The following is a 24,344-nucleotide window of genomic DNA, read 5'->3' as shown; positions in this document are numbered from 1 at the left end:
ACGGTTGTGTTGAAACAATGTCCGACTCAGGGAGATGTGTTGAAAGCCGACCATCCATCGGGATTTGCCATCGATGACATAACCGTTGGTCGGTTTGCTCACGGATTCGGCAGCACTGCCGATGGCAGGCTCTACGCCTTTCGGACGGTCCGGTCGACCGTCACGCTGGAGATCTACCGCAGCGACCTGGACAGCTACGTTCCAGGGCCGGAGGACGTCGTCGCTGTCGCTCAGGCGCGGGTCACCGATATCGATCTCGACGACGAACGCAGCGTGATCGCGCTGGTACGGGACATGATTCCGGACGCGGTGCCGGTCGAAGCGGCCGCCGAGCGCGACGTGACGACGGTCCGGGCCTTGCTGGGACGGATCAGTTCTGTCATCGATGGTATGTAGATGGTGATGCTGACCACACAATTCGCCCGTACCGCGCTGACCGCAGCGGCCTTCCTCGTGGTGGCGTCGGCCGCGGCGTGCAGCTCGGGACCGGACGAAGGGGCTGTCGATGCCGCCCGCTCGTCAGCCAATGCTTCGCTGTCCTCCTCCGTCGCGGCGTCCTCCAGTGCCGCGCATCGGCCGTTGCCGACGGCAGCCGAGCTGGACGCGCAGATCAAGCGCGCGCTCGACCCCGCGCTGCCCGACAGCGAACGTACCGCGCTCATCGAGGACGGCGAGGTGTTCAAGGACGCCATCCCGGACATGTACAAAGCGTTGCGAGACAATCCGCGTGCCATCTACAGTGTCACCGACCCGGTCTTCGACAACCGTGACGGCACGCTGACCGCGACCATGCGTCTGGACAAGGACGGCAGTGGCACCGCGATCCGCACCACCGTGGTGCATTTCGTGCTCATCGGCGGTAAGTGGAAGATCTCCCGCACCGACCTGTGCGGCATTCTGCGCTCCGCCGACTACCGCACGCCCGCCTGCGGCTAGTGCTGAACTCCGGCCTAGCGCGATGGGGTCACTTCGTCCACCGTCACCGCTACCTCGTTCTGGTCGTGTTCGCGCTGGCTGTGGTCGTTTCCGGCTGGTACGGCCGCGACCTGTCGGGCAGGTTGACCCAGGAGGGCTGGTTCGACGAGAGCAGCGAATCGGTGGCCGCCTCCAAGATCGCCGACGACACCTTCGGCCGCGACACCGATAGTGACATCATCGCGCTTTACACCGCACCGGCGGGGGCCACGGTCGACGACCCGGCTGTCCGCGCCGCGGTGACGAGCGCGCTGCACCAGTTGCTGGCCCGCCACCCCGACCGCGTCCAGAAGATCGACAGCTACTGGGACAGCCCGTTCGCGGCCCAAGCCACCGATGCCTCGCACAGCCATGCCTTCGCCAGTATCGGCCTGCGCGGCGAAGGCACCGCGACCGTCGAGAACTACGCGGCGATCAAGACCGAGCTCGGCGCGGGACCGGCAGGCGGCGGACCGGGCGGGACGACGGTGCAGTTGGCCGGGCTGCAGCCGATTGTCGAGGGCATCAATCAGGGCATGCAGCACGACATCAAACGTGCCGAAATCATCGCGTTGCCGATCGTGGCGATCCTGCTGTATTTCGTGTTCGGCGGGGTGATCGGCGCGCTGCTGCCGGTGCTGATCGGGGGCATGACGGTGCTGGGCACCCAGGGCGCCATGCGAGTGCTCACCAACCACATCGGTGTGAATGTATTTGCTAGTGCCGTAGTGACTTTGGTAAGCCTCGGGTTGGCGATCGACTACGGGTTGTTCACCGTGACCAGGTTCCGCGAAGAGCTCGCGGCGGGCCGGACAGTGGAGGAGGCCGCCGCGCGCACCGTCGCCACCGCGGGCCGCACCGTACTGTTCTCGGCGGCGATCATCGCGATCAGTCTCGGCGCGCTGTTCATCTTCCCGAATGGCGTGCTGCGTTCGGTGCCCTACGGCGGCATCAGTTCGGTGCTGCTGGCCGCGCTGCTATCGGTGACCGCGCTGCCGGCGGTGCTGAGCATCGTCGGGCGCCGGATCGACCTGTGGGGCTGGCATCGCTTCTCGCGCAGCAAGACCGAGGCGCAGATCGATGCGGGGTTCTTCTCGCGGCTGGCTACCCGGGCGATGCGACGGCCGTGGCTGGTGGCGGTGCCGATCGTGCTCATGCTTATGGCGCTGAGCATTCCGTTCCGGAACATAGAATTCGGCGGACTGAGCGAACGCTATCTGGCCGATGACAATTCGGCGCGGGTCGCGCAGGAACGCTTCGACGAGCTGTTCCCGAGCTTCCGCACCGAGCCGCTCAAACTCGTGGTTGTCGGCGCGAATCCGCAGCAGCTCAGCGATATTCGGTTCGAGGCGAACCAGATGCCCGGGCTCACCGGACGCTTCGAACCCAGCGTGCCTACCAAGAACGGCGTCAATGTGCTCAATGCCGGGCTGGCCGACAAGCGCGACGCGGACAAGGTGATCGCCGCCCTGCGGGCCATACCCGAACCGCCCGGCGTGGACGTCATGGTGGCTGGTGTGCCCGCGCTGGAGCGCGACAGCATCAACGGGCTCCTGGACAGGCTGCCGATGCTGGCGGCGATCCTGGTGATCGCGGCGCTCGTGCTGATGTATGCGGCGTTCCGATCGTTTGTGCTGGCGCTCAAGGCCGTCATCATGAGCGCGCTGAGTCTCGGCTCCACGCTGGGCATCCTGACCTGGGTTTTCGTCGAAGGCCACGGTGCGGGGATCCTCAATTTCACGCCGGGACCGCTGATGTTCGCGGTGCTCGCGCTGATCGTGACGGTCATCTTCGGACTGTCCACCGACTACGAGGTGTTCCTGCTGTCGCGGATGACCGAGGCCCGCGCCGACCGCGCCGACCCACCGGAGGCCATCCGCTACGGCATTGCCCACACCGGCGGCGTCATCACCTCAGCCGCGGCGATTCTCATCGTGGTGACCGGCGCGTTCGGCTTCTCCGATCTGGTGCTGATGAAATACATCGCCTACGGCATGATCGCCGCACTGATCATCGACGCGACCGTGATCCGTATGCTGCTGACGCCGGCGGTGCTGAAATTGATCTGGCGCTGAGGGGAGACGGAGTATGTGTGCGTTCAAGGGCGCGAATCTGGCGCTGGTGTTCCTGCTGGAGCTCGGTGTGCTTGTCGGAGTGGGCATCTGGGGCTTCACGCTGCCCGCCGGGGTGTTCACACGGGTGATCGCCGGGCTGGGCGGGCCGGTGTTGTTCATCCTCATGTGGGCATTGTTCGGCGCGGGGTCGAATGCGCGATTTCAATTACGCGGGAGGTGGCGTCTGGCTCTGGAGTTGCTCTGGTTCGGTGGAGGCGCGCTGGCGTGGTACCAGGCGGCAGGGCCGATCGCTGGACTCGCTTTCTTCGCGGTGTGGGCGTTCACCGCGGCAGTACGGGTCGGTGTGCAAGGTGGTCTGATCGTCGACATCGGGGCCGAGGAAATCGGCGACCAAGCGTAGTGGTTCCAGCGCAACGGTTCTGGCTTCGGAGTCCAGGCTCGGCGGGGCTGCGGGCGAAGCGAAAGTCGTGGCCTGATGGCTGACGGTCGTCAGCGGCGGACCGGGAGGACCAGTTGGGCGCCGGTAACCGGGTGATCGAGGACCTCGACCGGGTGTTGGTAGACGCGGCTGAGTAGTTCTGTGGTGAGGACTTTGCGGGGTGGGCCGTCGGCGGCTATGTGGCCGGATTCCAGGACCGCGACGCGGTCGGCGTAGGCGGCGGCGATGCCGAGGTCGTGTAGGACGACCACGACGGCGGAGCCGTCCTCGGCGCGGCTGGTGGCGAGGTTCAGGACCGCTTCCTGATGGCCGAGGTCAAGGGCTGCGGTGGGTTCGTCCAGCAGGAGGGTGCCGGTGTCCTGGGCGAGGACCCGGGCCAGCGCGACGCGGGCGCGTTCACCGCCGGACAGGGTCGGAAATGACCGGGCCGCAAGGTGTTCCACGTCGGTGGCGGCCATGGCGGCAGCGATCTTCTCGTCATCGAGTTCACGCAACTCGGTGCGCACCCACGGCGCACGCCCCATCGCGACCACCTCGCGGGCGGTGAACGGAAAGCCGACGGTGTGGCTCTGCGGCAGCACGGCGCGGCGACGAGCCATGTCCAAGGGCGACCAGTGCGCCAGCGAACGGCCATCGAGCTCGACGGTGCCCTCGGTCGGGGCGAGCTCACCGGCAAGTGCGGCAAGCAGCGTGGACTTGCCTGCCCCGTTCGGCCCGACCAGTGCGACGATCTCACCCGCGACAACCTCGAAGTCCACGTTCTCGAGCACCCGCCGCACCTGCGCGCCGGTAGTACCGCGCCGATCGACACTGATCCCGGTCGCCCGCAGCATGACCGTCCCGGGCTCCGCCACCTGGGGCAGCTCGTGCGTCCGCGCGAACACCCCGCCGATGCCTTGCCGCACACTGCTCATGCGCCACCACCGAGCACGCTGCCCACTCGACGGTCGTGCCTGAAACGGATCGTTGGGCATCCGCCAAGACCCGCTATCGACCGACTAGCTTCGCCTGAGCCGTGTTCTACGCTGCTGCACCTGTGTGACATCCACATCGGATCGCGCGCGGCCACTCGCACACCCGCCCCTCGGCCGCGGGCGGCGAACACACTGCGCGGAGCCGCCGGCGGGTCCCGCTCATCTGAGATCTCCAAAGTTGGCTGCCCCAGTCCGCTTTCACGGTCGACATCGCGTGCAGTGTCGGTGCGGTTCGTAGAGGCTCTTTGGTCACCGGAACGAGCCGTCCGTGGTCGGCGGGTCATGCCCAACCTCCGGCGCGGGCGCGGGTGCGGCGCAGGAGCCAGAAGAAGAACGGGCCGCCGATGAGGGAGGTGAGCATGCCGAGGGGGAGGTCGGCGTTGTCGACCAGGGAGCGGGCGCCGACGTCGGCGGCCAGCAGGACGACCGCGCCGATGATCGCGCTCAGCGGGATCAGCACGCGGTGGGCGGGGCCGACGAGCATCCGGACCAGGTGCGGGACGATCAGGCCGACGAACAGGATGATGCCGGTGAAGGCGACGCCTGCGGTGGCCAGGATTGCGACGACCACGATGACATTGCGGCGCAAGCGTTCTACGTCGACACCGAGATGGCGGGCGGCGGATTCGCCGAGGGCGAGCAGGTCCAGGCGCGGGGCGATGACGATCGCGGCGAGCACACCGAACGCGGTGAGCGGCGCGACAACACGCACCGCATCCCAGGTCGCGCCGTTGAGACTGCCCAACTGCCAGAACACGATCTGATCCCGGGCCGCGGGGGAGGCGACGAACAGCAGGAAAGCGATCAAACCGCCCGCAAAGGCGTTGATCGCGACACCAGTGAGCACCAGGGTGACCACTTCGGTGCGGCCATTCGAGCGCGCCAGCAGATACACCAGCAGCGTGGTGGCCAGGCCCGCGACGAACGCGGCCGCCGCGACCGACCAAGCCGCGATGAACGCACCGCCGACCACGATCACCGTGCCCGCACCGACCGCGGCACCCGCGGACACCCCGATCACGCCCGGTTCGGCCAGCGGGTTGGCGAACACTCCCTGCAACAATGCACCCGCTGTAGCTAGCGCCGCCCCGACCAGCATGGCCAGTACGACCCGCGGGAAACGCACCTGCCACAACGTCACTTCCCCGGCCGGATGGGCGGGCATCGGCCCCCAGTCCAGACCGATTCGGTGTAGCACGCTGCCCGCCACTTCTGCGGGCGTCGTCGGCACCTGCCCGATCGCCGCGGACGCCAACGCGAGCAGCACCAGCACGGCAATCGCGACCACGAAGACGATCGTGGTGCGTGAGCGGCCCCGAGACTTCGGCGCGACTGGTTGCGGTGTATGCGGCATCGTCCGGTTGGTCGCAGTGGTTCGCGACACCGACTCACTCACGACCGCACCTCGCCGACTGTCGGCTCCCTGAGCCCTGAAGCAGTCCCGCCGGGTGCCATCTGGACGTGGTCCCGGGACACGACGCCCGTCAAGCCGAACGCTGTGCAGGGCACGGCCGAGGCTGGTGCGCCGATCAGTGCTGCGGGTATGGAGCCGAGGTTCCGCTCGCCGCAGCCGAGGTTCCGCTCGCCGAGGGCGGTCATGCGGGCTTGGTGCCGTACACGGCCTCGCTGAGGGCGGAGATAACACGGCCGGTGTTGGGCCCGAAGCTCAGCAGGACCGCGTCGGACATGTCGACGACGCGTTTGTTGCGACCTGCGGGGGTTTGGGCGATGCCGGGCACCTTTTCCAAACCGTCCACGCCGCCAACGGAATTCAGGCCGTCGGACATGACGAGCAGCACGTCGGGGGCGGCGCTGATCATGGCTTCGCTGGTGATCGCGACGAACGGCTCCTTCAGTCCTGCCGCGGTTCCTGCGTCGTGGGCGCCGAGGGCGGCGATGAGCGCGTCCGCGCCGGAGCCGGGACCGGCGAGCATGGTGATGGCGGTGCTGCGCAGGTAGAGGAACGCGATGGTGAGTGGATTGTCCAGCTTGGGCACCGCGGCGGTCGCGGCGGCGATCTCGTCGCGGGTTCGTTGGGCCAGCTCTTGGCCACGTCGGGGTATACCGAGCGCGCCCGCGACGGCCTCGATTTGCGGGACGACGCCGTCCATGGTGCGTTGTGGATCGAAGTAGACGACCGTGACGCCGACCGCGCGCAGCTGCTCACGAACTGCTGGCGCGGCACTGGTGCTGTCGGTGAGGAACACCGTAGGCCTTAGCGCCAGAATGGATTCCACATTGAGCGAGCCGCTGCCGCCGGTCACGTTGGGCACGTTCTGCACCGCGGGGAAGGCTGCGGCGGTGCTGCGGCCGACGAGTTTGGGTCCCATGCCCAGCGCCCACACCGTCTGCGCGAGGGTGCCGTAGCGGTCGGCGGCGATGATGCGGCTCGCGTCGGTGATGGTGACGTCGGATCCGTCGAACGAACGCACCGTCACCGGCAACGTGGGAGCGGGCTCCGGTCCGATCGGCACCGGGTCCAGATTCGTCAGCTTGGCGGTGGAGCGTCCCTGCGGACCGGAGGTCCCGGCCTCGCCCCCCGTCCCGCAGGCGGCCACCTCCATGAGCAGGGTCAGCGCGAAGACAGCGAGGACAGCGCGACGCGCTCCGATTCGGACCCGGTCGATCCCACGCGTCTGGACAGCCGAATGCCTGGACCTCGCACACCTCATGCAGGCAAGGCTAACTCGCGTTATTCCGTGCGTGCACTGACGTCGTCCAGAGCTGCCGCGATCGCCCGCGGCAGTTCGAGCGTCTCCGCGGCCAAGACGCCGGTCAACTGCCCGATATCGCGGGCGCCGACGATCATGCTTGCGACGCCGGGCCGATCCCTAACCCAGGCCAACGCGACGGCCAGCGGCGAGGTGGCGAGCCCGTCGGCGGCGGTGACCAGCGCGTCGACGACCCGGGTCGCACGCTCGTCGAGCCGGTGCCGGATCTCGGCGGCGGTCGCCTCGTCCGCGCCCCGTGAATCGGCGGGCACGCCGTCACGGTATTTGCCGGTGAGAATGCCCCCGGCCAGCGGCGCGGAGGCGATCAGCCCGACTCCGTGATGGTCGGCGGCGGGCAGGAACGCGCTTTCGGCACCGCGTGCCAGCAGCGAGTACGGCGCCTGCGCGACGCTGATCGGTGCGATGGCGGCGAGGCTGGCCAACTGCCAGGCGCCGAACCCGCGCACACCCGCGTAGCGGACCCGCCCCGAACGCACGACGTATTCGAGGGTGGCCGCGACCTCGTCGAGCGGGGTACGCGGATCCCAGGCGGCGACATTCCAGACGTCGAGGTGATCGGTGCCCAGCTCGAGCAGCGTCCGATCGAGTTGACGCAGCAGCGTGCGCCGCGAAGTGTCCACCGTCGCGCGGGCCGGTTCCGGCGCGGGCACCGACGGACCCGCTGGCGCGGGCGAAATCCTTGGCAGCACACCGGCGCAACCGCTGAGCACCAGATCGTCACGGGACACCAAGTCACCGAGCAGATCGGCAAGAATCCGCTGCGCCGCACCGCCACCGTGGGCGGGGGAGGTGTCCACCAGGGTGCCACCGGCTTCGGCGAAGGCCACCAACTGCACGGCGGCCTCGTCGGCATCCGTGTGTGAACCCCAGGTATGAGTCGCCAAACCTATCCGGGACACCCGTAGGCCACTGCGACCGACCGTCCGCTGTTCCATCACCGTGTCCGCGATTTCGTCACGGCGCCAAGCCTAGAGCGTGCGAGCGCCTGCCGGTGCCCACGCACGGCCGTGGGTCGCACCACCGTGCCGGACACCCCTGCGCCGCCTCGACACTGTACTGTCGCTGCGTGATTACGGCGGTGATCATGTCCGTGCGACCCGCCCGTCAACCAATTGCCCAGTCCGAACGGATATTTCGGGCAGAAGTGGAGGAGGGTACGTGGTCGGCGAGTCAATGACCTGGGTGCAGGCGCTGGTGCTCGGTCTGGTGCAGGGCCTCACGGAGTTTCTGCCCGTTTCTTCCTCCGCGCATCTGCGCATCGTGTCGGGGGTGTTCTTCGGCGACGACGCGGGCGCGTCGTTCACCGCGGTGACCCAATTGGGAACCGAGGCTGCGGTGCTGGTGTATTTCGCCAAGGACATCTGGCGGATCGTGTGCGCGTGGTTCGGCGGGCTGCAGCGCAGGTTGACCGGGTCTGCCAGGCAAACGGTTTCGATCGAGGATCAGGTCACCATGAAGCTTCCGGTCGTGACCGCGGGCACCGCGAGCCACGCGGGATTGCCCGCCTTCGACCAGGAGGCACAGCGTGAGCTCGATTACCGGATCGGCTGGTACGTGATCATCGCGACGATTCCGATCGGCGTGCTCGGCTTCCTGTTGAAGGATCAGATCCGCACCGGCGCCCGCAATCTGTGGCTGATCTCCTTCATGCTTATCGCTTTCGCGCTGGTCATCGCCGCCGGTGAGTACTACGGCCGCAAGGTGCGCCCGATCGAGCAGCTGACCACCCGCGACGGACTGGTCATGGGCTTCGCGCAATGCCTCGCGCTGATCCCGGGTGTGTCGCGCTCCGGCGCCACAGCCACCGCGGGTCTGTTCCTCGGACTCGAGCGTGAAGCGGCGGTGCGGTTCTCGTTCCTGCTCGCCATCCCCGCGGTGACCGCGTCGGGTCTGTTCAGCCTGCCCGACGCGTTTCAACCCGCGGGCGATGGGCTGAACGCAAGCGGACCGCAGCTGCTGGTCGCGACGATCGTGGCGTTCGTCGTCGGCTATGCCTCGGTGGCCTGGCTGCTGAAGTTTGTCGCCAAGCACTCGCTGGACTGGTTCGTCGGCTACCGCATCGTGCTCGGCCTGACCGTGATGGGTCTGCTGGCGGGCGGGGTGGTGTCGGCGACATGAACATTAGGCTGGCCGCATGACGGTGATTTTGCTGCGGCACGGTGTGTCCACCTCGAACACCGCCCGCACTCTCGCCGGGCGCAGCCCTGGTGTCGATCTGACCGAACGCGGTACCGAACAGGCCAGGGCGGTCGCGGATCGACTCGCTAGTCTGCCGATCGAACACATCGTGCATTCGCCGCTGTTGCGCTGTCAGCGAACGGTGGCGCCGCTGGTGGAGAAGTTCGGGCTGGAACCGGAGTACGACGACCGGCTCATCGAGGTCGATTACGGCGACTGGACCGGCAAATTGCTCGCCGATCTGCTGAATGAACCGCTGTGGAAAGTCGTGCAGCGGCACGCCTCCGGCGCGGTGTTCCCCGGCGGGGAAGGGCTGGCGCAGGTGCAGGCTCGCGCGGTCGCCGCGATCCGCGAACGCGACCGCGCCTTCGCCGAACAGCACGGCCACGACGTGCTGTGGGTGGCCTGCACCCACGGTGACGTCATCAAATCCGTGCTCGCCGACGCGTTGGGCATCCACCTCGACGGGTTCCAGCGCATCGTGGTGGAACCCGCGTCGATCAGCGTCGTTCGTTACACCGCGACCGCGCCGTATGTGTGGCGGATCAACGACACGGGCACCGATCTGTCCGCGCTCGCGGCGGCCAATTCGCAACGGGGCGCGGCAGATTCTGGCAAGGCCGGAGAGCCCGATTCCCGCGCGCCGGAGGCCGCCGAACCGGTCGACACATCCGGTCCGGTTCCCGGCGGCGAGCTAGGTGGCACCGGAAGTGCGGATAATGGGAATGCGGAGCGCTGAGATTCCTTGTAAACGAGTAGTCGGCGTGTCGAATGTCCGGGCGCCGTGGGTAGTCGATCAGGGTCACGTATCAGGAGGTGCATGTGTCACGCGCAATCCATGTATTTCGCACCCCCGATCGTTTCGTCGCCGGGACCGTCGGTGAGCCGGGCGATCGCTCGTTCTATCTGCAGGCCGTGGAGCAACCGCGCGTGGTCAGCGTGCTGTTGGAGAAGCAGCAGGTAAAGGTGCTCGCCGACCGGATGGGTCTGCTGCTGGACGAGGTCGCGCGCCGCTTCGGCGCCGAGATGCCGCCGCAGGCCGACGACGTGTCCGATGTCGATCCGCTGGTGACGCCGATCGACGCGGAGTTCCGGGTCGGCACCATGGGTCTGGGCTGGGACGCCGACGCGGGCGCCGTGGTGGTGGAGCTGTTGGCGATCACCGAGACCGAGGTCGACGAATCGGTGGTGCTCGACGACACCGAGGAGGGCCCGGACGCGGTGCGGGTGTTCCTGACCCCGATCCAGGCGCGCGAGTTCGCGCTGCGCTCGACGCGGGTGATCGCCGCGGGTCGTCCACCGTGCCCGCTGTGCGGGGAGCCGCTGTCGGCGCGCGGCCACATGTGTGTGCGCACCAACGGGTACAAGCGCGGGGAAATTTTCGGCGCGGCCGAGCTGGAGGAATAGGCGGTGGCCGAAGCCGGGTGGCAGACCGCCGAGTTGACGGTGATCGGGCGGGTGACCATCGCGAGCAATGTCACTCTGGTCTGCGACGCGTCGGGCACCGTCGGTCCGGCCGGTTCGCCGCTGCGCGTGGTGTACAAACCGGTGCGTGGTGAGCAGCCGCTGTGGGATTTCCCCGACGGCACGCTCGCGGGCCGCGAGGTGGCGTCCTATCGGATATCGGATGCGCTCGGCTGGGGCGTGATCCCCGAAACGATCCTGCGCGAGGGCCCCTACGGCCCCGGCATGGTGCAGCGCTGGGTGGACGCGACCGACAACCACACCGAACAGGGCAACCGGCTCGACCTGATCGATCTGGTGCCCGCGGGCGCGGTCCCGGACGGCTTCTGCGAAGTGCTGCGGGCGCTCGACCCGGCGGGCAACGAGGTGTCGCTCATCCACGCCGACGACCCGCGCCTGCAGCGGATGGCGGTACTGGATGTGCTGCTCAACAACGCCGACCGGAAGGGCGGACACGCGTTGGAAGGCATCGACGGCCAGGTGTACGGTGTCGACCACGGCATCTGCCTGCACAGCGAGCACAAACTGCGCACGGTGCTGTGGGGTTGGGCGGGCCGAGCCATCGGAGATGATTTGATCACCGACATCACCGCGTTCGCCAAGGCGCTGCCCGGGCAACTCGCCGATGATCTGGCACCGCACCTCACCGACACCGAGATCGAAGCCCTCGTCGATCGCACGCAGGAACTCCTGGACAGTCCGGTGATGCCGACGCCGCGCACTTCCCGCCCGATTCCCTGGCCCGCCTTCTGAGCGTGGCCCCACCAGGGTCTCCCTCCGCACATCCGCGGTGCATCAGACTGGGCGCATGCGATACCGACTCTCCGGCTCGACCGGTCTGCGAATCTCCGAAATCATCTTGGGCACAATGGTTTCGAGGATGCCGAGGAAAGCGGCCGGCTTGACGGAAGCCGATTCGGAGCGGCGATGACGGATCATCCGAGCAGCGGGCGCACCTTTTCGCCGACGAAACGAACGAACCCCACCGGATCCGGATCGTCGGAGGTCGGCTCGAGCACCACAGTGTCCGCGCCTGCTTCGCCGTACCGCCGGACGGCGCCCGCGATCGCGTCGGGGTCGCCCGCGATACCGGCTCCCGGCTGGAATCCGGCCTTCTGCCCGGCGGCCGCGACGCGTTCGGCGGCGTCCGGTCCGGTGGCCGCGAGCAGGTACACGATCACCCGATGTGGTTCGCTGCGAGCCGCTTTCGCGCGACCTTCGTCGATGAGTGCCCGCGCAGCGCGAACGCCGTCCGGCGCGGTTCGGGAGGTGAGGATCGAGCCGTCGGCGAGTTCGCCGGACAACCGCAGCGTCCGCGGCCCGGACGCGGCGGCAATGCTGTGCGCGGGCGCGGTGGGTCGCCAGTCCAGCGCTACCTTGTCGAGTTGCACGTACCGGCCCGCCGTGGTGACGGTTTCGCCGTTCAGCAACCTGCGCAGGGCGCCGAGCTGTTCACGCAGCAGCGTCATCGGTGATTCGACACCGGCGCCGACCTGCGCCATCCATTCCTGCACGCCGTGCCCGAAACCCGGACGATCGAGGCGGGACTGCTCGGCTCCTCGGCGAGTGCGAGAACCGATTGCGCCGGATTCGCCGACATCGCAATTCCGGAGCGGATCGCATCGAAACAACGAGACCGAAAGCATCGACGTCTGCCGGTTGTCACGTTTACGTAGGTCGGAAGGCGCGGTAGGGGTGTGCTAGGCATCGAATCCGCCGGGGCGAAGGGTGATGATCTCGACCACACCTTTACCCTCGAATCATGCAGTCCTGGTCCGATACCGCCCTACCCACCATTCCCGGAGCAGGGCCACCGTTGCGGTTGTATGACACCGCCGACCGTCAGGTGCGGCCGGTCACGCCCGGCCTGACGGCCACCATGTACGTCTGCGGGATCACCCCCTACGACGCCACCCACCTTGGGCACGCGGCAACCTACCTGACCTTCGACCTGGTCAACCGGTTGTGGCGGGACGCGGGTCACGACGTGCACTACGTGCAGAACGTGACCGACGTCGACGACCCGCTGTTCGAGCGCGCCGCCCGCGACGGCATGGACTGGCGTGATCTCGGCGCCCGTGAGATCGATCTGTTCCGCGAGGACATGACCGCGCTGCGCATCGTGCCGCCACGCGACTACATCGGCGCCATCGAGTCCGTCGACGAGGTCGTCGAGCTCGTGCAAAAGTTGCTGGCCTCGGGCGCGGCGTACACCGTCGATGACGCCGAGTTCCCCGACATCTACTTCCGCGCCGACGCCACCGAACAGTTCGGCTACGAATCCGGCTATGACCGCGCCACCATGGACCGCCTGTTCGCCGAACGCGGCGGCGACCCGGATCGTCCAGGCAAGCGCGACACCATCGACGCCCTGTTGTGGCGCGCCGCCCGCCCCAGCGAACCGTCCTGGCCCGCGCCTTTCGGCGCCGGACGCCCAGGCTGGCACATCGAGTGTGCCGCGATCGCCCTCAACCGCGTCGGCCCCGAGTTCGACATCCAGGGCGGCGGCAGCGACCTGATCTACCCGCACCACGAATACTCCGCGGCACACGCCGAAGCCCTCATCGCGGGCCGCCGCTTCGCCCGCCACTACGTGCACGCCGGTCTCATCGGCCTCGACGGCGAGAAGATGTCAAAGTCCAAGGGCAACCTGGTGCTGGTCTCCAAACTGCGCCGCAGCGGTGCGGACCCGGCGGCTATCCGCCTCGGCCTGCTCGCCGGGCACTACCGTCAGGACCGGATGTGGACCGACGCCGTCCTCGGCGAGGCAGCCAAACGCCTCGACCTGTGGCGCCGCGCCACCGCGCTGGATTCCGGCCCCGCCGCCGATGACACGGTGGCCCGGCTGCGTCAGCATCTGGCCGACGACCTCGACACCCCGAAAGCAACGGCCGCCGTGGACAACTGGGCGACGCAGGCCCTCGAGTACGGAGGCGCCGACCGCGATGCACCCGCCCTCGTCGCCGCTGCGGTGGATGCCTTGCTCGGCGTGCAGCTGTAAGATGGGCCGAACGCGATCTGCCGCAACGGGTTGCGTTTCGGTGCTGTTTCGCGCGCCGCAGTATCCACCCGAGCCGGGTTCTTGCCTTCGATGCCGAACACCGACGCCCTTCTCCTGCGCAGGGACCGAGCGCCCGCACATCGAGGTGTCTTGCCCGCGTCGTGATTCCGTGATCAGCTTCCTGCGTGTGCAATATCTCTCCGCGCGCCCTGCTCGGTAAGCGCTCCATCCTCGGTGGGGCGCTCGGTGCCGGGCTCCTGCCGGCAGCGGGTCGTCTCGAGGCATCGGCCGAGCCGAGCGAGGCGCGAACCATTGCGGCGCGCAAGCGTTTCTTCGGCGACGATACCGTCGATCCCGAAACCGGCGCGGTGCGTGCCGACCGCGTGGTGCTGTCGTGGGTGGGCTGCACCACATACGCGGCGGCGATCGGCGGGTCGGTGTTCCTGCTCGACGCGTGGGTGCCCCGGCTCACCAGCTCGGGGTACGTGCCTGCCACGCCGCAGGACCTGGCCGACCTGCGACCCGAGGCGATCTTCATCGGGCACGGCCATTTCGATCACGCCGGCGACGCGGGCCGGATCGCGCAGGCTTCCGGTGCGGTCGTACACGGTACCGCCGAGCACTGCGCTGCCATCCGAGCCCAGGTTTCGGAACCGACCTTCCCCATCGCCGCGCTGGGAGACGCCGACACCCCGATCGGCGAACGGCACGACTTCACCGTCGGCATTGTCTCGGTCACTGCCATCCGGCACTTGCACTCTGCCCCAACAGCTCCGGACCGTTCCGACCCCGCATCCCCGTTCTTCCCGATGCCCGAACTGCGCACGCTCGTGCAACACCCACCAACCCTCGACGGGGTGCTACAGAGCCTGCCGCGGCTACGTGACGCCGAAAACGGCGTCGTGCTCTACCAATTCCGCGTCGCGGGCTTCACCCTGGTCTGGCACGACTCCGCAGGCCCACTCACCGAGAAGGCGCCGCACGTCTTCGAGGTCTTCGAGGCCCTCGCACCCACCGACGTCCACATCGGCGCCATCCAGGGTTTCAACCAACTCACGAACGGCCTCCGCGACCCCCGCCGCTATATCGAGACCCTCCGCCCCAAACTCTTCGTCCCCAGCCACCACGACAACTGGCTTCCCGGCCTCACCGCATCCGCCGCCACCTACGACACCCCACTGCATGCCGAACTGGCGCGACTCGCTCCCGACAGGCGCCCGGAACTGCGCGCACTACACGACCCGGTCGACTACCTCAGCCCGCAGCGACTGACCTTCCCGCTGTAAGTTTCACCGAGCCGGGCGCTCGCACCACTGAAAGGTGTTGCAAGGGGTGAGCCAGCCGGGCACTCATACCGCAGGCTGCCGAAACGCGTTGCGACGGGCGGAGTCCTGTGCAGCGGAAAGCAGCCGGCTACCCGCTCGGCGTAGCGTACAGCGCCTCCTCCTCCGCCGCCGGTTCGTGCACGGCGTCGGTCAGCGCCGCGGCGTAGGGCTCTTCGATCGCCCCGGCATACTTCGGGTGGGAACCGAATACGCCGGAAAGGGGCCGCGGCGGAGTGTATCCGAGGTTGAGTAGCAGCGGTACAGCGGTTGGCGGTAGGCCAAGATCCGCTGGCCAGGGTTGATCGGCGACACCGAGTCCGCCTACCGGCTCATCGACGCCGCGCACGTCGCGCTGCTCGCCGAACGCGATACCCGCACCGAGGTCGCGACGGCCCTTGGCAGCCTGTCCACCACGACACCGACCCCTGTCAACGGCCGACCGCTGACCGTGGGCGAACTCGCGCGCCGACTCGGCGTGCACCCGGCGACGCTGCGCGCCTGGGAGACCGAGGGCATCCTGCGCCCCGAACGCGACCGGGCAACCGGTTACCGCGAACACGGACCGGACTGCGTGCGCGACGCCGAGATTGCACGACAGCTGCGCCGAGGCGGGTACCTGCTGCGCCAGGTCGCGCAGTTCATCGATTCGCTGCGCAAGGCGGGCGGGGCGAACGCGTTGAGCGCCTTCCTCGACTCCTGGCAGGACCGGCTGACCACGCGCAGCCGCAACCTTCTCGCCGGTGCAACCCAGCTCGACGCCTACCTCACCCTGCTCGATCAGACGTAGCGGGGGCAGCCAACGAGGTAGCCGAGGCGATGCGCCACGGAAACTGGAGCGTTCCGCTGCTTCGGCCAGCGCTCATCGGCATGCTGGGCGTGCTGGCCGGCTCGCACTGGTGGCGCGACTCCCATTCAATCCAAGCCTGGGAGTGTCCGACTCGTTAGCGGCCCGGGATTCACAGACATCCGACGGACTACTGTGACGGGCTCGGCGCGGAGCCTTCTGAGCGGTGGCATCTGCAGCCCGACGTCGGGCGCAGAGTGCGGCCCTGTCGAAATTCGCGATCAGATTCCGGCCACAAGCATCTTGCAGGTAGGTCGCCGTTCAGGCTGGGTTCGTGAGCATGCCGTTGACCGGGCTGTTAGTGGAAGTCGACAGGCGGTCGAGGTGTTCGGTGAGTTCGGCGGGGAGTTCAATGTCGGCGAGGTTCTGGTCAAGCTGTTCGAGCGTGCGGGGGCCGATGATGATCGAGGTGATGTCCGCTCGGCCGCGCACCCAGGCCAGTGCAACGGCAACCGCAGTTGTGCCCAGTTCTACAGCGATGCGGGAGACTTCGTTGGCGATGCGCAGATTCCCGTCGGTAAGCAGGTCACTGGCCCACCGGTTGGCCATCGGCACCGCCGAGGCCAGTAGCCGGCCCAACCGGGTGTTGTCTGCCGGGGCGGTATCACGATAGCGGCCGGTAAGCACCCCGGATCCCAAGGGGCTCCACGCGGTCACACCCAGCCCGTGCCGCCGGCACGTCGGTAGGATCTCCGCCTCGATCGACCGCGCGACCAAAGAGTATTGAGCCTGCAGGACGGTGAACAGAGTGCCGCCGACTCGCTCTGCGGCCCACTGCGATTCGACGATCTGCGCGGCGGTGAAGTTCGAGCACCCGAGGTAGCGGACCTTTCCCGATCGGACGAAGCCGTCCAGGGTCGCCATGGTCTCCTCGATCGGAGTGTCTGGGTCCCACTGGTGGCAGTAGTAGACATCGATGTAATCGGTGTCCAGGCGGCGCAGGCTCGCCTCCAGCGCCCGGGTCAGATGCGCCCGCGACAGTCCACGATTGTTCGGTCCATCCCCTTGGGGCAGAAATGCCTTCGTCGAGATCACGACCTGATCGCGGCACCGGTGTACCGCGCGGGCGACGATCTGCTCGGACTCGCCGCCGTTGTAGGCGTCAGCAGTGTCGATCACGTTATGCCCGGCTGCCAGGAATCGGTCGACGATCCGCCGCGCCTCAGCCTCATCACAACTGGCGAAGTACGCGGAGTTGCCGAAGTTCATGGTGCCCAGGCTGATCCCGGAAACCTTCAGACCGGATCTGCCTAGCGGGAGATAGTGCATGAGTGCGTCCTCACTCTCTCGATATAATCGGAATTATGATTCCGCTTAGACGATACGGAATGCAGATTCCGCTTGTCAAAGGGTTGGCGCCGTGACGGCCGGTCGCCCACTGCGCGCCGACGCCCAACGCAATCAAGCCCGAGTTCTGCAGGCAGCAGAGTCGGTGTTCGCGGCGCGGGGTATTGACGTCCCGATCGAAGAGGTCGCCAAGGCCGCCGGGGTCGGTGTCGGCACCGTTTATCGGCACTTCCCGACCAAGCAGCAACTGGTCGAAGCCATCATCGGTGCGCGTATGCAACGGCTGGTCGAACAGGCGAGAATGCTGGTTGTGCAAGGTGATTCGCGGACCGCGCTATTCGATGTCATGGATCGAGTGGTGGCCGAAGCCGCAGTGAAAAAGCATATGGGCGTCACCGTCGCGAAGGCCGAATCCGGCGCAGAGGGCTCCAAGGTGATGGCCGGTATTGCGGCCGATATGCGTGCGGTGCTCTCGGCACTGCTCGCCGCCGCGCAGGCTGCCGGGGCGGTGCGCGCGGATCTCGAACTGACCGACATCCTCGCAGCGCTATACGGCCTGAGCGCCGCCGCCGAGTACTACGGCTGGGAAACAGAGCGGCGACTACGCGCGATAACCACCACCTTCGACGGGCTTCGACCACCGTAGCCGGGTTCCATACAGGCGCGGGTGGAACATCACCGGATCGGATTCCTGACAGGCCATCGGTCTGGGCCGTCGTTGGTGCAGGAATGCGCGCACATGCCGCATAGCGTGCGTTGCCGCTCTGAAGGCCTCACGAAGCTGTTGTCTCCATCGCGTTTTCACCCAATGTTGTCTGGAGTAGGTACCTACTCCAGACCTGAGCTATTCCCTGGTCGGTCGAGGTTGGCTCGGCGCTGGGCCAGGTAGCTGTGCCAGTCGCGTTTGGCGACGCCGACCCAGCGGACTGCGGTGGTGTCGTGGAGTCCGAGGAGATCGGCGAGCACCGATGCGGGTAGGGGTTCCCGTAGAACTCGCCGAACGCGGCCCGGATCATCGACCAAAGCGCCACACCTATCAGTGCGAAAGACCGCCTCTGACCGGCATTTCCGTTGCTTTTCCGCCGATGCTACGGCGACCCGCACTATGCACGGTAACTCGAACGGTCGACCTAGCACTTTGACCGGCCGGGAGTTTGTCGACTCTGAAAACTATGCGCGCTACCGGCTACGCCGGGGGCCGTCCGACAGCAAACGCCCAGTTCGATTCGCGCTACCGCCGGATTCCGCGTGGATGCTCCTCGCCCCCCTCCACCGACACGCTCGACGCTGTCGCGCGAGACCGCGGATCCCCTCTACAGGGAAGTCAACGCTGATCGGGGAGGTCTCGCCCCCAACGGCACTCACCAACCGACATCACCCCTGTGACGGAGACGTCAAAATTGGTCGATACCAACATCTTCCGTGTGATGGTGGTGTCAAATTGCCATTGATCGGCGGTGTTGTAGATGACCGATGTAACCAGTCAGGAGTGCCCACGTGCCACGTGAAATCGATTCCGCTGTCTTCCCGCATCTGGATGCGGACCTGGACCGCGTCCGTGACGTTCTCGGCCCCGTGCAGTTGCGGGGCAGGCCTGAGCTGACCGCACTCACAGACGAAGGACCCGACACCTCTCGCCGCCTGGTCCGTCCCACCTTGACCTTGCTGTCGTACTACCTGCTCACCGATCCCGCCGCCCCGGCCGACGACCGGGCGGTGCGCGCCGCCGCCGCCATGGAGTTGCTGCATCTGGGGTCCCTCTACCACGACGACGTCATCGATCACGCCTTCCAGCGCCGAGGCCGCCCCAACGCCAACGCGGTGTGGGGATCGCACATGGCCGTGTTGGGTGGGGACTGCGTGACATCCTCGGGCACGCGCATGCTGGCCGAAATCGGCCATCGCGAAGTTCTCGCGGGGGCGATCGCGGGTGAGCAGATGTGCGAAGGCATGGTGATCGAGGCCGCCGACCTCTACGTGGCCTCCCGCAGCGAGCAGTCCTACCTGGACGCGATCGACGGCAAGACGGCGGTGCTGCTGTCGCTGGCATGCCGGGTGGGCGCGATGCAGGCCGGCCGCCCCGACAATCAGGAAGAGGCGTTGGCCCTGTTCGGCCGACACTTCGGGCTGGCCTACCAACTGTATGACGACATCCTCGACCTGACCTCGACCCCCGAAGAAATGGGCAAGCCCGTCAACGCGGATCTACCCGAGGGCATCTACACACTTCCCGTGATCCGCGCGGCGGCCCGCGACCGGGACCTTGCCCGCCTGCTGCGCAGAGCGATGACGCGTGAGCAAGCCGCACGTGCCCGTGAGCTCGTCATCGCCTCCGGTGCCGTGGACGAGGCACAGGCGATGGCCGATGAATTCATGGACCAGGCTGCCGGTCAGCTCGCCGCTGTGCCCGCTCACCCGAGCGCCCGCCACGCGATGATCGCCTATGCCCGGTCCGTACTCGATCGGCGAACTCCGCTGCCCGCGGTCCCGCCGCAGGTGACACAGCCACGTGCGGCCCATAGTTATGCGCTCCCGCAGGAGCTCACGCGATGGGTGAGGAGCTGGATGGTGGATACCGGCCTTGCCGTCACCTCGGCCGAGTTCGACCACCACCACCGATGGGCAGGAGTGCTGCGGTTCCCGGCGGCAGAAATCTTGGCCCCGGCGGACGCGGCCCGTGAACAGACCACCGCCGGCCTGGCCATGCTGTCCTTGGTGTGGGACGACCTTTTCGAGGATCCACGGCTGAGGGACCCGGAAGCCGTGACCGCGCTGAGGCGTGGCCTGGTGGCTACGCTGCGCCAGGACCCGGAGACACCGTGGCGGCCCGGCGCGATCCCGACGGCGTGGGCGAGTTTGTGGCCGCGCCTGCGCGAGGGCCGGAGCACCCGCTGGCAGGAGCGGTTCCTCGACAGTCTCGAGGAGTGGTTCGAAGCCGCCGAACGCGAAGCGCACCATCGCATCAATGGCTACATCCCTTCCACGGCCGACTACCTGCCGCTGCGGATGTCGACCAGTGGGATCGAAATCGCCCTCGCCTGCATAGAGGTGCACCAGGACCGGGAGCTGCCCTCGAGGCTGCGCAACCACCCCGTGATCCGCCGTCTCGAGGAACTCGCCTTCTGGGTGACCTTCGTGGAGAACGACCTGGTGGGGTTGGATCAGGACGAGGCAGACCAAGTCCCCTACAACCTGGTCAGGGCGATCCGTCACGAGACCGGGTGCACCCGCCGCGAAGCCGTCGAGCAGGTGCAGCGCCAAGTGGCGGATCAGCGCGCCCAGCTCAACGAGGTGATCCGCTACCTGCCCGCGCTCTTCCGCATGGTTCCAGGCCTGTCGGGCCGGGGTAAGGAATACGTGTCGATCTACGAGATGACAAGCGTGGCGCTCCGCGCGCATCAGAGCGATCGGTATACGCAAACCTCCGCTTCCGCAGCGCCGGACTTGGAACGCTTGCGCCGTGAGATCTATTACCCGGCCGCCGAACCGGCTCCTGCCGCGCCGTAGGCCCCCGCAGCCGGGGCGAAGCCGGGTGTCACTCGCGATCCACCGTGGTGGTCGCGCGGGACGCCCCTCAGTGCTTCGCCGCTCAAACGCCACAACGAGGTGACTTCCCCGGCGCGGGCGGCATGCAGCGGATCGGCGGTGTCACGCGGTCTGGTGTGTCGGGGTCGGGTGTCGATCCGATCCACTATCCGCAGGCCCGCCGATGCGATGCCGTCGATCAGCTCGGCGCGGGTTCTGAGCCATAGGCGCTCGGCCAGGTTCGACAGGATGAGCCAGCCTTCACCGCCCGATTCCAGATGGGCGGCAAGCCCATTCAGGAATGCACGCAACATAGCGCTGTCCGGATCGTAGACGCCCTGTTCGAGTGCAGCGGTCGGGCGCGCGGGTAACCAGGGTGGGTTGCAGACGATGAGGTCGGCGCGACCGTCCGGGAACAGGTCGGGACCGATCACCTCAATGCGGTCGGTGAGGTCGAGCCGGTTGATGTTGTCGCGCGCGCAGGCCAGCGCGCGCGGGTTGATGTCGGTGGCCACGACTCGCTCGATGCCGCGGCGGGCCAGCACGGCGGCGAGCACGCCGGTCCCGGTGCCGAGGTCGAAGGCGGTGCGGGTACCGGCGGGCAGCGGGGCCCGAGCGACAAGGTCGACGTATTCACCGCGCACGGGTGAGAACACCCCGTAATGCGGATGGATGCGCGCGCCAAGCGCGGGCACATCGACGCCGTTCACGCGCCACTCGTGCGCCCCGATGGCGCCGAGCAGTTCGGTGAACGCGATCATCATCGGCTCTCCCGGCCCACCGTAGGTCTCGGTGCACACCTGCCGCACATCGGGTGCTCGCCGCAGCGCGAGGGTGTAGTCGCTCGGCAACTCCACCACCAGCCTGCCCAGCACGCGTGCGCGATGGCCGCGGGCCCGGCGATGGAGGTGGAAGGATTCGGCCGGGCTACCACCCGGCGGCGTTGTCGTGCGATCGATGCGGCGACCCAGCGCCTGCAGCAGCTGGCGCGCGTTGTGGAAATCGCCCCGCCACAGCAGCGCCGTGCCCTCGCAGGCCAACCTGTATGCGGTGTCGGCACGCATGCTGTCGTCGGCAACGGCAACCTGCCGCGGCATCGGCGCCGCACTCTCGGAATGCCAACGCGCACTGCGGCTGACGTCGGCTTCGGTCCAGTGAACGGTGGACATCGAGTACTCCTCGTGATCGAACGTGCATGGGCACGGAGAGCACTTCGACGAGGAGCGGAAACAGCCGGTGTCAGACCCGATCGGGGTCGGAGGAAGAGAAGGCCTACCGGTCCCGCGTCGAAGCGCGAACCGAGGAGTCGCCGAGGACCATGCCGAGCGTCACGAGCAGTCCTTTCACCGGGATACCCACTAAGACTCGCATACGGATCACGCGCTGGGCCGATCGGGTCGCGAGGAATCGTGTTCATCCCACCGCTGTACACGCATGCCGCGCCGTTGTGCTCGCGTCGCACTGACCCGACCGGGGGCGCTACGTCAGCCCAGCAGCTCGTCGACGGCTGCCGACAACGTCAGCTCCATAACGTGGTGAGACGGACTGGATCACTGCCGAGTGGTCGACGCTGCCACGCCCTCGCAACGACACCGAAATTCACCCAGCACGGGTGCGCGGATCACGGTGGCGGCAAGGGCCGCGTTCATGCTCGGGCGAGGGTGGCTTGCATGGCGGTGGTGAAGGCGATGATGGCTGGATGTTGTTGTGCGCCTGCGCGAAACGCGATTGTGGTGTGGCGTGAGATCGGCAGTTTGGTCAGGGTGACGTTCGGTGGTGGGTTCGCGGCGCCGAGTTCTGGTATCAGTGCTACGCCGTGGCCTGCGGCGACGAACGCCAAAACTGTTGAAAACTCGTCGATTTGGTGGTGGATGCGGGGGAGGAATCCGGCCGCCTGGCAGGCTCGGATGGTCATGGTGTGGCATCGGGTGCCGGTGGTAGCGACGATCCACGGCTCGTCTCGCCAGGCATCGAGGACCATATCGGAGGTCGCGGGGTGGTGTGTGGTGGAGGCCAGGAACACGATCTCGCTGTAAAGCGGCTCGCTGCTCACCCCGGCTTCCGGTGGGAACGGGACCAGGTCGTAGTCGTGTACCAGCGCCACATCGAGTTCGCCCGTGCGTAGCGCGTCGGCCACCAGTGCTGGATCGAGTTCTGCCACTCGAGGTTCCAGGCCGGGATGGGCGGCGGCCAGTGCGCTGAGCGCGGCGGGGATGAATGCCTGGGTCGCGGAAGGGAAAGCGCCGATCCGTAGTGGTCCGGTCAGCCCGGCCTCGGTGTTGGCCAGGTCCGCGCGCGCCTCTTCCAGCCGCGCGAGCACGGCCTCGGCATGCCCGACGAGGGTGTGACCGGCGGGAGTGAGTGTCACCCGTCGGCCGGTGCGTTGCAGCAGCGCGACGCCGGCTTCCCGCTCCAGCGCACTGAGTTGCTGGGACACCGCGGATGGGGTGAAGGCCATGGCGTCGGCGACGGCCGCGATGGTGCCTCGTCGGGCGAGTTCTCGCAGCAGCCGCAACCGGCGAACATCGAGCATCAGCTCAGCTTATGCTCGACGGCACAAATGCGAACTAGACCTGTACTGTCGCGTGGGAAAGGCTGGAACCATGGCTCTCCACGAATCGCTGCGGGGGATATTCGTCCCGCTCGTCACCCCGTTCACCTCCGACGGACACGTTGCCCTCGACGCGCTGGAATCCTTGGCCGCAAGCGTGCTCGACGAAGGGGCGTCCGGACTCGTCGCACTGGGCACCACCGGCGAACCGGCCACTCTCGACGCCCCCGAGAAACGCGCGGTGATCGAGGTGTGCGCCGCTGCATGCCGGGCCCGAAACGCGTCGCTGATCGTCGGCACGGGCGATAACAACACTCGGGCCACCGCCACCGCGCTCGAAGAACTCGCGACCCACCCCGAGATCACGGCGGCACTGGTCCCCGTGCCGTACTACACCCGCCCCTCGGAAGCGGGCGTCCTCGCGCACTTCACCCAGCTCGCCGCGACCAGCCCCGTCCCGCTGATCGTCTACCACATCCCCTACCGCACACGCAGATCCCTCAGCGCCACAACCTTGCGCCAGCTCGGTCAGCTGCCGCGCGTCGCCGCCGTCAAATACGCGACAGGCGACATCAACGCCCAAACGGTCGACCTGCTCGGCGATCTGCCCCCGGACTTCGCCGTACTCGCCGGGGACGACCAATTGCTGTCCCCACTGCTCGCCCTCGGCGGGATCCTCGCCTCGGCGCAACTGACGACCGCACCATTCGTCGCCCTGATCTCCGCCTGGCGCAACGAAAACCACGCGGCAGCCCGCGAATCGGGCGCCGCGCTGGCCCGAATGTCGGCCGCCGCATTCAGCGAACCCAACCCCGCGGTGATCAAAGGAGTCCTCCACGCCCAAGGCCGAATCCCCACCCCGGACGTCCGCTTACCCCTGCTCTCCGCCGAATCGGACTCGGTCACGCAAACGATGAAACTGCTCGCAGAGTCACGTTGATTCGGTTCGGTGGCCCAACGTGTTCGGGTGCTAAGCCCGTCCCATCCACGCATCG

General features: G+C 67.5%; 22 protein-coding genes and 1 pseudogene. 14 read left to right on the top strand and 9 right to left on the bottom strand.

Annotation, left to right across the window (positions count from 1 at the left end; translation table 11 throughout):
- Nucleotides 1–39 precede the first annotated feature (39 nt).
- The 4 genes from ACV7NQ_RS41575 to ACV7NQ_RS41560 are packed head-to-tail and all read left to right on the top strand — an operon-like array spanning nt 40 to nt 3,429.
- Nucleotides 40–396 carry a hypothetical protein gene (locus ACV7NQ_RS41575; protein ID WP_463364508.1) on the top strand — a complete coding sequence of 119 codons (357 nt, stop codon included), beginning with the start codon at nt 40–42 and terminating at the stop codon, nt 394–396.
- The gene (locus tag ACV7NQ_RS41570; protein WP_463364507.1) at nt 397–936 is read left to right on the top strand and encodes a WKL family lipoprotein; all 540 of its coding nucleotides are present in this window, start codon (nt 397–399) and stop codon (nt 934–936) included.
- Nucleotides 888–3,029: an MMPL family transporter gene (locus ACV7NQ_RS41565; protein WP_463364506.1), complete on the top strand. Its 2,142-nt coding sequence runs from the start codon at nt 888–890 to the stop codon at nt 3,027–3,029. The genes ACV7NQ_RS41570 and ACV7NQ_RS41565 overlap by 49 nt, the downstream gene beginning before the upstream one ends.
- Before the next feature lie 13 nt (nt 3,030–3,042).
- Nucleotides 3,043–3,429 (top strand): YrdB family protein, encoded by a 387-nt coding sequence (locus tag ACV7NQ_RS41560; RefSeq protein WP_463364505.1) that lies wholly within the window; start codon nt 3,043–3,045, stop codon nt 3,427–3,429.
- An 89-nt stretch (nt 3,430–3,518) separates the two neighbouring features.
- Here ACV7NQ_RS41560 and ACV7NQ_RS41555 read toward each other — a convergent pair whose 3' ends face one another.
- The 4 genes from ACV7NQ_RS41555 to ACV7NQ_RS41540 form a co-directional block, all read right to left on the bottom strand.
- Nucleotides 3,519–4,382 (bottom strand): heme ABC transporter ATP-binding protein, encoded by an 864-nt coding sequence (locus tag ACV7NQ_RS41555; RefSeq protein WP_463364504.1) that lies wholly within the window; start codon nt 4,380–4,382, stop codon nt 3,519–3,521.
- Between the two features lie 340 nt (nt 4,383–4,722).
- Nucleotides 4,723–5,796, bottom strand: coding sequence for a FecCD family ABC transporter permease (locus ACV7NQ_RS41550; protein ID WP_463366015.1), 1,074 nt, complete (start codon nt 5,794–5,796; stop codon nt 4,723–4,725).
- Nucleotides 5,797–6,037: 241 nt separating this feature from the next.
- A complete protein-coding gene (locus ACV7NQ_RS41545) occupies nt 6,038–7,114 on the bottom strand; it encodes a heme/hemin ABC transporter substrate-binding protein (protein WP_463364503.1) in 1,077 nt (358 codons plus the stop codon).
- Between the two features lie 20 nt (nt 7,115–7,134).
- Complete coding sequence (locus tag ACV7NQ_RS41540; RefSeq protein ID WP_463364502.1) at nt 7,135–8,109, bottom strand: aldo/keto reductase; 975 nt, start codon at nt 8,107–8,109, stop codon at nt 7,135–7,137.
- A 238-nt stretch (nt 8,110–8,347) separates the two neighbouring features.
- On the opposite strand from ACV7NQ_RS41540, the gene ACV7NQ_RS41535 reads away from it, so the two are divergent.
- The 4 genes from ACV7NQ_RS41535 (at nt 8,348) to ACV7NQ_RS41520 (ending at nt 11,569) form a co-directional block, all read left to right on the top strand.
- Nucleotides 8,348–9,292 (top strand): undecaprenyl-diphosphate phosphatase, encoded by a 945-nt coding sequence (locus ACV7NQ_RS41535; protein WP_463366014.1) that lies wholly within the window; start codon nt 8,348–8,350, stop codon nt 9,290–9,292.
- 16 nt (nt 9,293–9,308) lie between these two features.
- Nucleotides 9,309–10,091, top strand: coding sequence for a histidine phosphatase family protein (locus ACV7NQ_RS41530; RefSeq protein ID WP_463364501.1), 783 nt, complete (start codon nt 9,309–9,311; stop codon nt 10,089–10,091).
- Between the two features lie 83 nt (nt 10,092–10,174).
- Nucleotides 10,175–10,759, top strand: coding sequence for a DUF3090 domain-containing protein (locus ACV7NQ_RS41525; protein WP_463364500.1), 585 nt, complete (start codon nt 10,175–10,177; stop codon nt 10,757–10,759).
- Between the two features lie 3 nt (nt 10,760–10,762).
- Complete coding sequence (locus ACV7NQ_RS41520) at nt 10,763–11,569, top strand: SCO1664 family protein (protein ID WP_463364499.1); 807 nt, start codon at nt 10,763–10,765, stop codon at nt 11,567–11,569.
- Nucleotides 11,570–11,751: 182 nt separating this feature from the next.
- On the opposite strand, the gene ACV7NQ_RS41515 is transcribed toward ACV7NQ_RS41520, so the two are convergent.
- Nucleotides 11,752–12,396 (bottom strand): LLM class flavin-dependent oxidoreductase, encoded by a 645-nt coding sequence (locus ACV7NQ_RS41515; protein WP_463366013.1) that lies wholly within the window; start codon nt 12,394–12,396, stop codon nt 11,752–11,754.
- 182 nt (nt 12,397–12,578) lie between these two features.
- Here ACV7NQ_RS41515 and mshC point away from each other — a divergent pair, with 182 nt between their 5' ends.
- From mshC to ACV7NQ_RS41500, 3 genes and pseudogenes are all read left to right on the top strand, one after another.
- Entirely contained in the window at nt 12,579–13,817 is a 1,239-nt protein-coding gene (mshC, locus tag ACV7NQ_RS41510) for a cysteine--1-D-myo-inosityl 2-amino-2-deoxy-alpha-D-glucopyranoside ligase (protein WP_463364498.1), read from the top strand.
- A 185-nt stretch (nt 13,818–14,002) separates the two neighbouring features.
- Nucleotides 14,003–15,103, top strand: a complete 1,101-nt coding sequence (locus tag ACV7NQ_RS41505) for an MBL fold metallo-hydrolase (protein WP_463364497.1) — start codon at nt 14,003–14,005, stop codon at nt 15,101–15,103.
- A 343-nt stretch (nt 15,104–15,446) separates the two neighbouring features.
- Nucleotides 15,447–15,929 (top strand): annotated as a pseudogene (locus ACV7NQ_RS41500) (MerR family transcriptional regulator); the annotation flags it as partial.
- A 318-nt stretch (nt 15,930–16,247) separates the two neighbouring features.
- On the opposite strand, the gene ACV7NQ_RS41495 reads toward ACV7NQ_RS41500, so the two are convergent.
- The gene (locus ACV7NQ_RS41495) at nt 16,248–17,255 is read right to left on the bottom strand and encodes an aldo/keto reductase (RefSeq protein WP_463364496.1); all 1,008 of its coding nucleotides are present in this window, start codon (nt 17,253–17,255) and stop codon (nt 16,248–16,250) included.
- Nucleotides 17,256–17,346: 91 nt separating this feature from the next.
- Here ACV7NQ_RS41495 and ACV7NQ_RS41490 point away from each other — a divergent pair, with 91 nt between their 5' ends.
- Complete coding sequence (locus tag ACV7NQ_RS41490) at nt 17,347–17,919, top strand: TetR/AcrR family transcriptional regulator (protein WP_463364495.1); 573 nt, start codon at nt 17,347–17,349, stop codon at nt 17,917–17,919.
- Nucleotides 17,920–18,101: 182 nt separating this feature from the next.
- On the opposite strand, the gene ACV7NQ_RS41485 is transcribed toward ACV7NQ_RS41490, so the two are convergent.
- Entirely contained in the window at nt 18,102–18,296 is a 195-nt protein-coding gene (locus ACV7NQ_RS41485; RefSeq protein ID WP_463364494.1) for a hypothetical protein, read from the bottom strand.
- A 474-nt stretch (nt 18,297–18,770) separates the two neighbouring features.
- Between ACV7NQ_RS41485 and ACV7NQ_RS41480 the strand changes: the two genes are divergently transcribed.
- Nucleotides 18,771–20,780, top strand: coding sequence for a polyprenyl synthetase family protein (locus tag ACV7NQ_RS41480; RefSeq protein WP_463364493.1), 2,010 nt, complete (start codon nt 18,771–18,773; stop codon nt 20,778–20,780).
- Here ACV7NQ_RS41480 and ACV7NQ_RS41475 read toward each other — a convergent pair.
- The gene (locus tag ACV7NQ_RS41475) at nt 20,744–21,967 is read right to left on the bottom strand and encodes a methyltransferase (protein ID WP_463364492.1); all 1,224 of its coding nucleotides are present in this window, start codon (nt 21,965–21,967) and stop codon (nt 20,744–20,746) included. The two genes, ACV7NQ_RS41480 and ACV7NQ_RS41475, sit on opposite strands and share 37 nt — an antisense overlap.
- A 476-nt stretch (nt 21,968–22,443) precedes the next feature.
- Nucleotides 22,444–23,331, bottom strand: a complete 888-nt coding sequence (locus tag ACV7NQ_RS41470) for a LysR family transcriptional regulator (protein ID WP_463364491.1) — start codon at nt 23,329–23,331, stop codon at nt 22,444–22,446.
- A 70-nt stretch (nt 23,332–23,401) separates the two neighbouring features.
- On the opposite strand from ACV7NQ_RS41470, the gene ACV7NQ_RS41465 reads away from it, so the two are divergent.
- The gene (locus ACV7NQ_RS41465; protein WP_463364490.1) at nt 23,402–24,289 is read left to right on the top strand and encodes a dihydrodipicolinate synthase family protein; all 888 of its coding nucleotides are present in this window, start codon (nt 23,402–23,404) and stop codon (nt 24,287–24,289) included.
- The last annotated feature ends 55 nt before the right edge of the window (nt 24,290–24,344 follow it).

This window comes from Nocardia sp. Tas62D01 (assembly GCF_055232035.1).
The sequence above is the reverse complement of the archived record's forward strand: the minus strand, read 5'-3'. Positions and strand labels throughout refer to the sequence as shown.

What these genes read in the sequence shown, in the direction of transcription:
- ACV7NQ_RS41470 (WP_463364491.1), bottom strand. Translation starts at nt 23,331, where the DNA reads ATGCTCGATGTTCGCCGGTTGCGGCTGCTGCGAGAACTCGCCCGACGA.
- ACV7NQ_RS41495 (WP_463364496.1), bottom strand. Translation starts at nt 17,255, where the DNA reads ATGCACTATCTCCCGCTAGGCAGATCCGGTCTGAAGGTTTCCGGGATC.
- ACV7NQ_RS41550 (WP_463366015.1), bottom strand. Translation starts at nt 5,796, where the DNA reads ATGCCGCATACACCGCAACCAGTCGCGCCGAAGTCTCGGGGCCGCTCA.
- mshC (WP_463364498.1), top strand. Translation starts at nt 12,579, where the DNA reads ATGCAGTCCTGGTCCGATACCGCCCTACCCACCATTCCCGGAGCAGGG.
- ACV7NQ_RS41560 (WP_463364505.1), top strand. Translation starts at nt 3,043, where the DNA reads ATGTGTGCGTTCAAGGGCGCGAATCTGGCGCTGGTGTTCCTGCTGGAG.
- ACV7NQ_RS41465 (WP_463364490.1), top strand. Translation starts at nt 23,402, where the DNA reads ATGGCTCTCCACGAATCGCTGCGGGGGATATTCGTCCCGCTCGTCACC.
- ACV7NQ_RS41540 (WP_463364502.1), bottom strand. Translation starts at nt 8,109, where the DNA reads ATGGAACAGCGGACGGTCGGTCGCAGTGGCCTACGGGTGTCCCGGATA.
- ACV7NQ_RS41535 (WP_463366014.1), top strand. Translation starts at nt 8,348, where the DNA reads ATGACCTGGGTGCAGGCGCTGGTGCTCGGTCTGGTGCAGGGCCTCACG.
- ACV7NQ_RS41555 (WP_463364504.1), bottom strand. Translation starts at nt 4,382, where the DNA reads ATGAGCAGTGTGCGGCAAGGCATCGGCGGGGTGTTCGCGCGGACGCAC.
- ACV7NQ_RS41475 (WP_463364492.1), bottom strand. Translation starts at nt 21,967, where the DNA reads ATGTCCACCGTTCACTGGACCGAAGCCGACGTCAGCCGCAGTGCGCGT.
- ACV7NQ_RS41530 (WP_463364501.1), top strand. Translation starts at nt 9,309, where the DNA reads ATGACGGTGATTTTGCTGCGGCACGGTGTGTCCACCTCGAACACCGCC.
- ACV7NQ_RS41545 (WP_463364503.1), bottom strand. Translation starts at nt 7,114, where the DNA reads ATGAGGTGTGCGAGGTCCAGGCATTCGGCTGTCCAGACGCGTGGGATC.
- ACV7NQ_RS41570 (WP_463364507.1), top strand. Translation starts at nt 397, where the DNA reads ATGGTGATGCTGACCACACAATTCGCCCGTACCGCGCTGACCGCAGCG.